General features: G+C 32.8%; 11 protein-coding genes and 4 tRNA genes. 1 reads left to right on the forward strand and 14 read right to left on the reverse strand.

What is annotated here, in order from left to right; translation table 11 throughout:
• Positions 1-14 precede the first annotated feature (14 nt).
• The 13 genes from IX290_RS09520 to IX290_RS09580 form a co-directional block, all read right to left on the reverse strand.
• Positions 15-1,412, reverse strand: coding sequence for a PTS transporter subunit IIC (locus tag IX290_RS09520; protein ID WP_211492974.1), 1,398 nt, complete (start codon positions 1,410-1,412; stop codon positions 15-17).
• 422 nt (positions 1,413-1,834) lie between these two features.
• Positions 1,835-1,908 (reverse strand) — tRNA-Cys (locus tag IX290_RS09525).
• Between the two features lie 24 nt (positions 1,909-1,932).
• Positions 1,933-2,008 (reverse strand) — tRNA-Phe (locus tag IX290_RS09530).
• 9 nt (positions 2,009-2,017) lie between these two features.
• Positions 2,018-2,095: transfer RNA gene (locus IX290_RS09535), tRNA-Asp, on the reverse strand.
• Between the two features lie 5 nt (positions 2,096-2,100).
• Positions 2,101-2,176: transfer RNA gene (locus IX290_RS09540), tRNA-Val, on the reverse strand.
• Between the two features lie 194 nt (positions 2,177-2,370).
• On the reverse strand, positions 2,371-3,282 hold the full coding sequence (locus IX290_RS09545) for an ATPase (RefSeq protein WP_211492975.1): 912 nt from the start codon (positions 3,280-3,282) through the stop codon (positions 2,371-2,373).
• Complete coding sequence (locus IX290_RS09550) at positions 3,282-4,316, reverse strand: rod shape-determining protein (protein WP_211492976.1); 1,035 nt, start codon at positions 4,314-4,316, stop codon at positions 3,282-3,284. The genes IX290_RS09545 and IX290_RS09550 overlap by 1 nt, the downstream gene beginning before the upstream one ends.
• A complete protein-coding gene (locus IX290_RS09555; protein WP_211492977.1) occupies positions 4,306-4,695 on the reverse strand; it encodes a ribonuclease III domain-containing protein in 390 nt (129 codons plus the stop codon). The genes IX290_RS09550 and IX290_RS09555 overlap by 11 nt, the downstream gene beginning before the upstream one ends.
• Complete coding sequence (gene cysS, locus IX290_RS09560; protein ID WP_211492978.1) at positions 4,683-6,098, reverse strand: cysteine--tRNA ligase; 1,416 nt, start codon at positions 6,096-6,098, stop codon at positions 4,683-4,685. Before cysS ends, IX290_RS09555 begins: the two co-directional genes overlap by 13 nt.
• Positions 6,099-6,118: 20 nt before the next feature.
• A complete protein-coding gene (locus tag IX290_RS09565; protein WP_211492979.1) occupies positions 6,119-7,375 on the reverse strand; it encodes a hypothetical protein in 1,257 nt (418 codons plus the stop codon).
• A gap of 15 nt (positions 7,376-7,390) precedes the next feature.
• Positions 7,391-8,218: a nitrilase-related carbon-nitrogen hydrolase gene (locus IX290_RS09570; RefSeq protein ID WP_211492980.1), complete on the reverse strand. Its 828-nt coding sequence runs from the start codon at positions 8,216-8,218 to the stop codon at positions 7,391-7,393.
• An 8-nt stretch (positions 8,219-8,226) separates the two neighbouring features.
• Positions 8,227-8,919, reverse strand: coding sequence for a 2-C-methyl-D-erythritol 4-phosphate cytidylyltransferase (gene ispD, locus IX290_RS09575; RefSeq protein WP_211492981.1), 693 nt, complete (start codon positions 8,917-8,919; stop codon positions 8,227-8,229).
• Positions 8,895-11,231 (reverse strand): endonuclease MutS2, encoded by a 2,337-nt coding sequence (locus IX290_RS09580; RefSeq protein ID WP_211492982.1) that lies wholly within the window; start codon positions 11,229-11,231, stop codon positions 8,895-8,897. The genes ispD and IX290_RS09580 overlap by 25 nt, the downstream gene beginning before the upstream one ends.
• A 170-nt stretch (positions 11,232-11,401) precedes the next feature.
• On the opposite strand from IX290_RS09580, the gene rpmB reads away from it, so the two are divergent.
• Positions 11,402-11,659 carry a 50S ribosomal protein L28 gene (rpmB, locus tag IX290_RS09585; protein ID WP_211492983.1) on the forward strand — a complete coding sequence of 86 codons (258 nt, stop codon included), beginning with the start codon at positions 11,402-11,404 and terminating at the stop codon, positions 11,657-11,659.
• A 111-nt stretch (positions 11,660-11,770) separates the two neighbouring features.
• On the opposite strand, the gene IX290_RS09590 is transcribed toward rpmB, so the two are convergent.
• Positions 11,771-12,412, reverse strand: a complete 642-nt coding sequence (locus IX290_RS09590) for an outer membrane beta-barrel protein (RefSeq protein WP_211492984.1) — start codon at positions 12,410-12,412, stop codon at positions 11,771-11,773.
• Between the last annotated feature and the right edge of the window lie 285 nt (positions 12,413-12,697).

Genomic DNA, 12,697 nt, shown 5'->3' on the forward strand with positions numbered 1-12,697 from the left:
CCCATCAAGTTATTTTATTCAGCTGAAGTTTCTATAATATCAATCTCTCTATCATCACATGGTGCATCATAGAAAGCATCTCTTTTTTTCATATATTTCCCAGTCCATATAAAAAGAAGAGTAAATATAATAATTGGTATAAATACCATTATTCCACCATTCATAAAATCAGCAGCTTTTATTAGAGCCCATCTAAGCTCTGGACCCTCTATCCCATAGAAAGTCAGAAGCTGACCTGCTGGAACATCTAAAGTTCTCTGCTCTATTGCCAATTTTGTAATAATAGGAGCAAAATATGAAGATACTACAAGGTATATTGGAGTAGTTATCACCTGCATTATAAACATTCTTACAATATTTCCTCTTGTTACTAAAAGTGCAGGTACTGTAGCTCCTATATTTATAATTGCTGCCAGTGGAAGTACGCTGTTTATTCCAAATTTTGCAAGAATTATAGCTAAAATCAGCTCAACTGGAACTATTAAAATAGATACTACCCAAAGCTCTGTTCTCCCACCTAGCACTGACCAGTCAACACCTATATAGAAATTTCTTCCCTTATATTTATTTCTCATAAAATCCCCAGCAGCTTCTGCAATAGGTCCTAATGCTTCTATAAAGAAGTTTGCAACTATTGGAAAAAGAACTAAGGCTGCAGCTATTCCCACTCCTGTCTGAAGTATTGTCTTTACACTGCATCTACCAAGTGCTGCAATTAGTACTCCTACTAAAAATCCCATTACACTATTTTCTCCAAAAATTCCAATCTTTTCTTTAAGCTTTTCAGCATCTATGTTAATACTATTTATTCCTGGTATATAGTCAAGAAGCTTGTTGATTGGTGCCAGTATCACACACTCAAGATTCATTACATGAGCACATGTTACATTTGGTATTCTAGACATTCCACTTATAGATTTTTCCATCATATCAGCACATTTAAGTTCAAATACAACCTGTACCGCTGCCATAATAAGAGCTACTGGTATGCTTCCTGTAAGAGATACCACTAAAGTTGCTGTAAATATTTTTCCCCATACATTCCACATATCCACATTCAGGCAGTTGGTCCATCCAAAAGCAAGCATTAAGATATTAAGCCCTATCTGAATAGGAAATATTAGAAGAGCATATGGCCATGCCCATGAAATAGATGCCACTGGAGACCACCCAACGTCTACAGTTTTCAAAGCAATTCCTGTGTTTTTTACAAAAGCTGATGCTGCTGGACTTATTGTTGTAAACATAAATCCCAACACTACATTTATAGCAACAAAGGCTATTCCCAAAGTAAGTCCGCATATTATAGCCCTTTTAGGTTTCATCTTAACTCCTAAACCTATAGCTATCATAATAATTGGTAAAAATACTGCAGCTCCTAAATCCAATATATAACGTATAACTTCTCCCATTAAATTATTCCTCCCATTTGAAATTTCATCTCCCATACAATTCTGCTCTTTCTATAAAGATACCCCAATATCTTTACAGTTACAATGATAAACCAGAATTTTTCTATTTATATACAGATACCTTCCAAATGAGTTATCTATCATCAACTATTTTAAAAAACTCAGTATTTTCAATGACAGTTATCTTATCCATTCCCGCTCCTTTCCTCTATTTGCACTTAAAATCACCCTCATTTTAAGTGTAAAACTCTTGTTTTTATTATTGTGCAATCGTTTACACAAAGTTCTACCTGTCTATACTAAACTACAATCTGTTATTTGTCAATACTGAATGTCTTAAAAAAACATAAAATATTAATCTTATTTTTAAACAAAATACAAAAAATAAAAAAACAGCTTTTTCAAGCTGTTATCCTCTTTATTGGAGGCGACGATCAGATTCGAACTGATGGTGGAGATTTTGCAGACCTCTGCCTTACCACTTGGCGACGTCGCCATATCTATTTAATTAAGTTTCAAGTGGTGCCCAAAAGCGGAATCGAACCACTGACACGGGGATTTTCAGTCCCCTGCTCTACCGACTGAGCTATCTGGGCATTTGAAAATGGCGGGAGTGACGAGGATCGAACTCGCGACCTCATGCGTGACAGGCATGCGCTCTAACCAAACTGAGCTACACCCCCATTTATGGTGGTCGCAATAGGACTTGAACCTATGACCCCCTGCTTGTAAGGCAGGTGCTCTCCCAACTGAGCTATGCGACCGTGTTATTTAACCGTGCTTGATTATAATACCTTATTTTAAAGAATAAATCAATTTAGAATAAATACGATTATATTAATTTATACTGAATTATACACTATAATATCGTTTTTTCTCCTATTTAGTAAGAAATTCTTTCTAGTGAAGAAAAGGAGCAAGTTTTACACTCGCTCCATCCTTAATTTTATTAGATTTATCAAATATTTACGAAAAAATTAATAAAAAATAATTTCATATTTATTGGAGCTTTCATCATTCCTTTTAGCTCCAATCTCTCCTCTAAACCTTGAATATCTCCTAAAAGCTCAACAGTATAACTTATAATTTCTCTTAAAAGATTTCTATCTGAGGTTCCTTTTACTATCTCTTCTGCAAAATATATTTTGTCCAAATCATCAATATAGCTTCTATTATTTACAAAATCCCTAAGAGCTTTGTAAATATCAATTTTAGATTCAAACTCCTGAGTATCACTGTAATTTTGTATAGCTGCTCTTATATCCAGATATGAGTAACCTTCTAAAAGATCAGGTTGAAGCTCTTTATAAGTTTTTAAATCATCGTTATTTCCTCTGAAAAATTCATAGGCAAATTGATCTACTCCTAGCTCTTCAGCTGTTCTTCTTTTTATTTTTACCATTATACTTCTGGATTTTATAGTTGGAAGTATATTTAGATTGGTATTTAAAAGAATGAAAAAACTTCCCTGATTAGGTTCCTCTATAATTTTTAAAAGAGCATTTCCAGCCTCTTTTTTCATTTTACTGATATCTTTTATTATAAATATCTTTCTTTTTCCCTCATAAGCGCTTGAAGATGAGGTATAACCAAGATTACGCACTTCATCCACTGTTATACCATCAGGATTGTCTAAAACCTCTAAATCGCCATATGAGAGGTTATCTATCCTTCTGCATATATTACAACTGTCACAAAAATCTCCATCTATACTTTCACAGCACAGCCCTTTTGCAAAATAAAGAGCAAATTCCATAAGAAGACTCATATCACTTCCATAGAAAAGATATGTCCCTGAGTTTTTATCTCTTTTCAGCTCATTTATAAAAAACTCTTTTACTTCTTCATTGGAAATAATATCTTTTATCATTATCTTTCAGCCTTTTCTATCTGTCTTAATACTTTTAGTTGATCAAGGGCAAGTCCTGCTCCTCTAACAACACTTTCCAATGGATTTTCAGCAAGCTTAACCTGAAGATGTGTCTGACCTGCTATCATTTCAGGGAAGTTTCTTATAAGTGATCCTCCACCTGCCATTATCATACCTTTATCTATAATATCTGATGCTAATTCTGGTGGAGTCTGCTCAAGAACATATTTTACACACTCAACTATCTCCATAAGTGAATCCTGAATAGCCTCTCTTACCTCTTCAGAACTTATTTCAACTGTCTTAGGAAGTCCCATGATAAGGTCTCTACCTTTAATTATCATCTTTTCCTCTTCTTCAAGTGGAAGTGCTGTTCCTATTTTTATCTTAATCTCTTCAGCAGTTTTATCTCCTATTAAAAGGTTATGTGTCTTTTTAACATATTTAACAATATCTGCGTCAAAGTTATTTCCTGCAGTTCTTATTGTCTTACTTATAACTGTTCCTCCAAGTGAGATTACAGCTACGTCAGTAGATCCTCCACCGATATCTATTATCATATTTCCTTCAGGAACTGAGATATCCATTCCAGAACCTAATGCTGCAGCTCTTGCCTCTTCAATAAGGTATGCTCTTTTTGCTCCTGCTGATATAGCTGCTTCTAATACAGCTCTTTTTTCTACTCCTGTTACATCAATAGGTACACATATCATTATTTCAGGCATAAAGAAACTATAGCTTCCAAATACTTTTCTAATGAAATATTTAATCATTGCTTCAGTTACATCGTAGTCAGCAATAACTCCTTCACTTAAAGGTTTTACTGCCACTATAGAATCTGGAGTCTTACCTAGCATCTCCTTAGCTTCATTTCCTACTGCAAGTATCTTTCTGCTCTCTTTTTCAACTGCAACAACAGATGGTTCGTTTAAAACTATTCTTCTGTGTTTTTTACTATATACCAGGGTATTTGCTGTCCCTAGGTCAATCCCTAAACTTCTGTTAAATCCAATACTTGGGAACTTAAACTTCATCTTTCCTCTCCTCCACACATAGTAATACTGTCTTCTCAATGAGATCCTGTCTGCCATCTATATAGAATCCAGCTATTAGCGATTCAAAAGCTGTAGCTTCTCTATACTCCTGCACACTGCATGACCTTGGAAAACTTTTGATATTTCCATTTTTAGATCTGTTTCCCAGCATCTGGTATTTTTCTTCCAGAGTTGGAAATATAACTCTATATAACTCACTCTGTTTTTTGGCATTTACGCACTCTTTTACCCTCTTATTCAAGTTACGCAGATTAAGTCCCTTTGAGATCCAGTATTTTCTAAGTTCTAGCTCCCACACTGCATCACCAAGGTAAGCCAATACAACACCGTTAGTCTCTCTTAAATCTACATTGTCCATGTAGTTTTATCCTTTCCATCTTTTATTTTGATTCCCATTTCAGCAAGTCTGTCTCTTATCTTATCTGATAGAGCCCAGTTCTTTTCACTTCTTGCTTCTCTTCTAAGTTCAAGAATAAAATCAACAAGTTCAGAAGTCAGATTTCCAACTGCTGCTTCAAGTTTTAATTTTACTCCAAATACCTCTTCCATAACTGTTTTAATATATTCAGCTACTGAATTTATTACTTCTTTTCCCTGTGCATTTACATTGTCTCTGTCAAGTGCTTTATTAAGCTCTTTTACAAGTTCAAATATAGCTCCAAGTCCTAAAGCAGTATTGAAATCCTCATCCATTCCTTCAACAAATTTAACTTTAGACTCTTCAAGGTGTTTTGCAAGTTCACTGCAATCTAATCCACCATCTTTAGCTTCTATCTCTTTTGCTCTTATTAATGCATTTTCTATTCTTTCAAGAGATGATTTAGCCTGACTAAGCTCTGCATCAGAGAAATCAATAGGTTTTCTATAGTGAGCACTAAGTACAAATAGTCTTATAACTCTACCTTCATAATGCTCTAAAACCTCTCTTAATAGGAAAAAGTTTCCTAGAGATTTAGACATTTTCTCTCCATTTATATTGATATATCCATTATGCATCCAGTATCTTGCATAGTGTCCACCACATCCGCATTTTGATTGAGCTATCTCATTTTCATGATGTGGGAATATAAGGTCCTGTCCACCACCGTGAATATCAAAAGTATCTCCTAAATATTTACGAGACATTGCAGAACACTCTATATGCCAACCAGGTCTTCCTTTACCCCAAGGAGAATCCCAGCTTGGTTCACCAGGTTTTGCAGCTTTCCATAGAGCAAAGTCAAGAGGTGATCTCTTAATATCGTTAACTTCTATTCTTGCACCACTTTTTAAATCTTCAAGATTTTGATGTGATAATTCTAAATATCCATCTTTATATTTTTCAACTTCAAAATAGACATCTCCATTTACAGCATAAGCATATCCCTTATCAACAAGAGATTTTATAATGTTTATCATATCTCCAATATGCTCAGTTGCTCTAGGTCTTGTCATTCCCTCTTCTTTTAAGTTTACCTTACCAGTATCTTCAAAATATGCATTGATATATTTTTCAGCTACCTCTTTACATGTAATTCCATCTTCATTTGCTTTTTTTATAATCTTATCATCTACATCTGTAAAGTTTTGTACATAGTTGACTTTGTATCCTCTATATTCAAAATATCTTCTAACTGTATCAAAAAATATTGCTGGTCTTGCATTTCCTATATGTATATAGTTATATACAGTTGGTCCGCAGACATACATAGATACCTCATTTTCTTTTACAGGTTTGAATTCTTCCAGTTGTCTTGTAAGAGTATTGTATATCTTTATCATAGCCTCGCATCCTCCCGTTCTTAATATCTTCTTTCTATCTCTTTTATAGTAACTGCTGACATCTCAACATCCACTTTTATTTCATTTCCTTTTCCTAAAATCTTTACCCTTAAATCAGGCAGTTGTAAAATTGGCGCTATATCCATATCTCCAAAAAGGAAAGTTCCTTTAGGAATATTATACATTTTAGCCTGCTCTTTAAATGTGTCCTCTCCAATTATAAGCATATTATCCTTGAAATTAAGCTCTTTTCCAAGGTTTAGAAGTCCTGATTGTGCTTTAAGGAGTTCTAAGAAACTGTCTGTTTCAGGGTGATCTTTTTTCATTTTTATTATTCCACTTACTCCATATTGAGTGTTTCTGATTATTGCTTCTCCATCTATCTCTCTTAACATCTCTGTAAGATCTATGTTAAAAATTCCTCTCCATAGACGTAAAATTGAACCTTTATCAAATCCCTGTCCTATGACATATGGATTGAATATAAGGTTGTCCATCTTTGAAAAATCATCTGGAGAAAGATATACGTCATTATTTTCTATATATTTTGCAAGTTCTCTATTCTCAAGTGTACTCTTATACTTATTTGCTGCTTTATTATCTAAAACAAATCTCTGTTGCAGTTCCAGTTTATCTTTATTAACAGTACCAGTGATTGTTAAGTATTGGATACCATAAAAAGTTTCATCTGAATTATTGTATAATAAAACTCCTAAAAGATTGTCTCTATGGTCATCTATATACCCTTCTATCTCTTTATCATAAAGGTAAGCGTTCTTTTTATTTATAAATTCCTTAATATTTTTAGGCTTCATTGACAGTATAAAAAGCCCTCTATATGGATACATATATACATCATTTATCTGATTACTATATTTTTCTTCAATATTTTTTTTCATTACAAAGATACCATCTTTAAATGGATCAAAATATTTACTTATCTGAGTCATATAAAATGGATAAGCATATCCACTATCTACTACAATTACCACATTTTTATCATTTATTTGATAAAGTTCTCTATCTGAGAAAACATATAATTTAGATACATATTTTATTTTTTTCAGGTTTTCTTCAAACTCTTTCTTTTTAGCTTCATCCTCTATAAATTGTGAAAGTTGTTTAAAATCCTTTGTTGCCAATCCTTCATTTGCATAGATAAGCTTGGTATCTTTAGTTATAAAATCTCTAGGTGATGCTTTATAAGCAAATTTATAGCCTAAAAGACCGATTAAAATTACCACTACTACTATAACAACCCCTAATATCTTCTTCATAAATCCTTCTCCCTACTATCTTTGATTAGTCTCTATACGTTTCATCTCATTAATAGTTAGTTTTCTGTCTTCATTCTTAAAGAATGGTGTTTTTATTCTAGCTTTTCTTATTTCCCTTGTATCCAGGACACAACTAACTTCACCAGATTTAAATGTTTCTCCCTCTTTTATAATTTCACCACTTGGTGATACAACAAATGCATTTCCACAGAATATTACTCCATCCTCTATTCCACTTCTGTTAGCAAATATTGTATATACTCCATTTAACATTGAGTTTACCTGTGCTGTAAGTTTTGCTCTTCTGTTTATATTTTCTTTGCTCTCAGTGATTGTTGCCACTTCATTTCCTAATACAACAAGATATTTTATCCCCTGTTGTGCTAAGATAAATTGTGCTGACTGATGATAGAAATCATCTCCTATAAGAATTCCAACTTTTCCAAATTTTGTATCAAAAGCTGAGATACTATTTCCTTTCATAAAGCATCTGCTTTCAGAAGACATACCATAATCAGCAAGATAAACCTTTCTATGTTTTCCCAATACTTCTCCATGAGAAAGGTAGAAAGCAGTGTTGTAAGAATACTCCTCTTCTCCTATTTCAACAGCTCCAAATACAATATCTATAGCCTTACTCTTCTTAAGTAAAACTTCTGGTACCTCTTTTATTCCAATATCAAATACTATATCTTCCAATACATTTCCTGTAAGTGAAAGTTCTGGAAAAACAATAAGGTCATATCCACCAGCTATTGCTTTTTCAACTGCTTCAAGCATAATTTCCAAGTTCTTTTCAGCATTACCTAATAAAGGTTTTGTCTGGTCTAAGTAAAGTTTCATTTTGCCTCCTACTTTAAAAATTTCAAATCTTCCTGTGTAGTTATCTTCACATTATCATAATCTCCAGGTACTATTTTAACTGGATATCCCATTCTTTCCACTAAAGATGCGTCGTCTGTTCCTAAAAATTCATCCTCTTCTGCCTTTTTATAAGCATCTTTAAGAATATTTCCAGGAAAAGCCTGTGGTGTGTGAACTGCTATCAGATTCTCTCTTAAAGGTGTAGATACCACTTCCATATTCTCATTGATTATTTTTATAGTATCTTTCACTTTTACTCCAACAATAGCCCCTTTTTTCTCTTTTACTACTATGTCACAGCACTCTTTTATATACTTTTCCTTTAAAAATGGTCTCACTCCATCCTGTACCAGGATTATATCACTATTTTCATCGCACAATAAAGCATTATATATGGAATTCTGTCTCTCTTTTCCACCTGGAGTTACAGCTTTTACCTTTGTTATTTTAAACTTTCTACAAAGATTCTTCACAATCTCCACGTTTTCTTTATTTGTTGTAACTATTATATCATCAACTAACGAGCAGTTATTTGCAACCTCTAAAGGAGTTATGAAAAGAGGTTTTCCATTCCATTCTAAAAACTGTTTAGGATAACCAAGTTTCATTCTTTTTCCCACTCCAGCAGCTGCTACTATAACTGTTACTTTATACTCTATTTCAGTGTCACCACAGTACATCCAAGTCCTCCTTCTCCATGGCCTCCAAGTCTGTACTCTTTTACATATCTGCATGTTTTAAGATAGTTTAATATTCCCTCTCTTAAAGCACCTGTTCCTTTTCCATGGATTATATAGACTTCTGAATAAGAGTTTAACATTGCTCTATCCAGGTAAGTTTCAAGCTCAAATACAGCTTCATCTACCATCTTACCTCTCAAGTCAATTTCATTTCTTACAGAACTTCTATTTACTGCTACAGTTGTATACTCTTTTTTCTTCTTCTCTTTTACCACTTTTATATCATCCATTGATACTTCAAGTTTTAAGATTCCAGCTTGAACCTGTACAGTTTCCTTGCTTCCATTTATTTTTAATACTGTTGCAAATTGATTTAAAGTATTGACAAATACCTTATCTCCCTTTTTATAGTCAATTTTTCTAGCAATTTTAGGTTTCTCTTCAACATTTTTCTTCTTATCATCCTGAAGAGCTGATCTAAGCATATTAAGACTCTTTTGTACCTTCTTAACATCCTCTTTCTTGTTCTCCTCTTTTTGAATCTTATCAACTAGAGCCACTGCCTTTGCCTGCATCTCTTTCATCATGCTGTCAGCCTTTTCATATGCAGATTTTAAGATCTCATTCTTTTCCTTTTCAAGTACTCTTAATTTTTCAGCATACTCATCTCTATCCTGTTTAGCCTTAGCTTTTAAGAATTCAACCTGCTCTTTCATAATATCCAGTTCATCAGCTTTTTCTTTGATATTTGTAATCATTTTTTCTATTTTCTTATTGTCATCACTTATATAACTCTTAGCCTTTTCAATTACCTCTTCAGATACCCCTAGACGTTTAGCAATAGTAAGTGCATTACTTTCTCCAGGTATTCCAAGAAGAAGTCTATATGTAGGTGATAGAGTGTTTACATCAAATTCCATAGATGCAGTCTCTATTCCCTCTTCATTATATCCATGAGCTTTTACCTCACTGTAGTGAGTTGTAATTATTGATTTACATTTTTTATCTTTTAGATAATCTATAACAGCCATTGCAAAAGCAGATCCCTCTGTAGGGTCTGTTCCTGATCCAAGCTCGTCTAACAATACAAGAGATGATTTTGTTACATTATCAAGAATGTGCTGGATATTTTTTAAGTGAGCTGAGAATGATGATAGAGATTGCTCTATACTCTGCTCGTCACCAATATCTGCAAATACTCCTGTAAAGAAACCGATACTTGTATGCTCATGAGCTGGAATAGGTATTCCACTTAGAGCCATAAGTGTAAGAAGTCCAGCAGTTTTTAATGCTACTGTTTTCCCCCCTGTATTTGGTCCAGTTATCAGAAGTGTTCCAAAATCTTTTCCTATTTCAAAAGTAAGAGGAACTATCTTATCAGCTGGGATAAATGGGTGTCTTGCTTCTACCAATGTCAAAACTTCCCTGTTATTGATATTAGGAATTACACATTTTTTCTCCAGTCCAAAAGATGCTCTGGCATTTAACATATCAAGATACATTATTGCATGTCCCACTGCATCTATATCTGCTCTGTTATTTCTTATATGCTCAGTTATTCTAAGAAGGATCTTTCTTATCTCCTCTTTTTCCTTTGTTTCAAGCTCTCTCATCTTGTTATTTAGAGCAACTATTGAAAGTGGCTCTATAAATACTGTCTGTCCACTTGCAGATCTGTCGTGTTCTATCCCTTTTATCAGCCCTTTAAAGTCAGCCTTTACAGGGACTACACTTCTTCCATCTCTCTCAGTTATGATTCTCTCCTGAAAAGCATTTGCAAACTGAGGCATATCAAAAAGCTCATCAAACTTTCTTTTGATATTCATAGCAAGTGTTTTCTGATGGATTCTGATATCTCTTAAATCCAAAGAAGCCTCATCTTTTATCTCACGATTATTATCAATTGATTTGTTAATTGTATCCTCTATACCTCTAAGTACAGGTACATCCTTAAAATATTCTCTTAAATCTCTATATTTTCCAAGATCTTCTAATTTATTTTTAAAAGTTCTGAATATTCTCAAGTTGTAGTTGATATCCCAAAGATCTTCCACTTCAAGATATGTACCTATAAGTTGAGATTTTTCAGTCATTTTACAGATATCTTTCATTCCAGCAGTTTCAAATCCACCATCAAATTGAACAAAATCTGTAAAATCTCTCAATATGTCTAACTCTCTATTTAACGAACTAAAATCTTTAAACGGAGTCAGACTCATTATTTTATAGTGATTTTCTTCTATTACACTATACTCAGCTAAAACTCCTTTTAGCTTATCAAATTCCAATACTTTGTAGCTATGTTCGTTCATGTTTTTACTCCCTACCTATAATTTACATTTCTTTTTTATTATATCATACTTCTTTAATTTTCATAACTCTAATCAATAAAAATTAAAAAAAACTTGAAATTTAATCTTTTTAATGATACAATTATATGCATTGTATATGCAGGATATCATAAAGAAAGGAGTCTTTATAAATGCAAAGATGTGAAATTATTGGAGTTGGGATCATTACTGGAAACCAAATTTCTCACTCTCATAGATTATCTAGAAGAGCTTGGAGACCTAACTTACAACTTACTACAATCAATGTAAACGGAACTTCTCTAAGAGTTAAAGTATGTCCTAAAGCACTTAAAACTTTAAAAGGACTTAACGAAGCTGAAACAGTTAAATTCTTAAAAGCTAACTCTGCTACATTGAGTTCAAAAGTTGCAAAAGCTTTAAACAAATAGTTTTAAACTTTTGAAATAAAAAAGACAGCTTGTAAAAAGCATGTCTTTTTTTATTTTTTGCAATATAAAAGAGCTGGAATCCTCCAGCTCCCATATAATATATTCAATTTTTTAGAAGTTAAATTTGTAACCAACTGATAAACTGATTCTTCCATAGTTAATCTTAGGACTAGTGCTATCGTACTCACTACCTTCTCTTGCTTCACATTTAACCTTACCATAGTTCATCTTATACATTAAGTCAGCTACAAAGTTTTCATACTCTACTCCAGCTCCTAATCCCCAATACATACCATCTTTATAAGATACCTTAAATTCTCCATCCTCATCTCTATAAGTTTTAGAATTCTTCAAGTTAAATGAATATCCAAGATCAGCCTTAAGATAAGGTTTAAATTCTGATTCTAACGGAATATTGTATTTTGCCACTGCATATAGAGGCACTGATTTGAATCTAGGCATTCTATAATCATTACCTATTACATCTTCACCATCTGCAGACTTTGGTCTACCATGATCCTGATAAGCCAGTCCTAAACCAACTTCAAACTCAGGAAGTACAGTTTCAGTAGCTTCTATTGCAAACTCATAACCAACATCTTTACGAGCTTTTTTATTAAGTTTATAATCTCCAGCTTTAACTTCCTTAAATCTTCCATATGGATCTATACCAGCTTTTAAATATACATTTGTTCCTTCATATGCAAATGCTGCTGCAGAAAGAGCAAATAATCCCAACAATACTTTTTTCATATTAATCTCCTCCTCCATTTTAGATATCTTTTTTGCGATTTTACATAATGGTACTTACTAATATAATACTAGCTTTTTAATAATATTGCAAATTTTTATCGTTTTTTATATAAATTTAAATTTTAAAAATATATATTTATTAATATTAAGCTATCTTTTTTATGTATATAATATTATTTTATAAATAATAAAAAAGAAAATTTTTGTAGTTTTTAAAAGTTTCAGATATAAAAAAAGCTGAGTAACATTTTTAAAAAAATGTTTTACTCAGCTCTCTTTTTTGTA

The sequence above is a fragment of the Fusobacterium sp. DD2 genome (assembly GCF_018205345.1).
GTDB lineage: Bacteria > Fusobacteriota > Fusobacteriia > Fusobacteriales > Fusobacteriaceae > Fusobacterium_A.

Coding starts and splice junctions, on each gene's coding strand:
- IX290_RS09555 (WP_211492977.1), bottom strand. CDS start 4,695: ATGGACAATGTAGATTTAAGAGAGACTAACGGTGTTGTATTGGCTTAC.
- cysS (WP_211492978.1), bottom strand. CDS start 6,098: ATGATAAAGATATACAATACTCTTACAAGACAACTGGAAGAATTCAAA.
- IX290_RS09580 (WP_211492982.1), bottom strand. CDS start 11,231: ATGAACGAACATAGCTACAAAGTATTGGAATTTGATAAGCTAAAAGGA.
- IX290_RS09570 (WP_211492980.1), bottom strand. CDS start 8,218: ATGAAACTTTACTTAGACCAGACAAAACCTTTATTAGGTAATGCTGAA.
- IX290_RS09590 (WP_211492984.1), bottom strand. CDS start 12,412: ATGAAAAAAGTATTGTTGGGATTATTTGCTCTTTCTGCAGCAGCATTT.
- IX290_RS09545 (WP_211492975.1), bottom strand. CDS start 3,282: ATGATAAAAGATATTATTTCCAATGAAGAAGTAAAAGAGTTTTTTATA.
- ispD (WP_211492981.1), bottom strand. CDS start 8,919: ATGTACTGTGGTGACACTGAAATAGAGTATAAAGTAACAGTTATAGTA.
- rpmB (WP_211492983.1), top strand. CDS start 11,402: ATGCAAAGATGTGAAATTATTGGAGTTGGGATCATTACTGGAAACCAA.
- IX290_RS09565 (WP_211492979.1), bottom strand. CDS start 7,375: ATGAAGAAGATATTAGGGGTTGTTATAGTAGTAGTGGTAATTTTAATC.
- IX290_RS09550 (WP_211492976.1), bottom strand. CDS start 4,316: ATGAAGTTTAAGTTCCCAAGTATTGGATTTAACAGAAGTTTAGGGATT.
- IX290_RS09520 (WP_211492974.1), bottom strand. CDS start 1,412: ATGGGAGAAGTTATACGTTATATATTGGATTTAGGAGCTGCAGTATTT.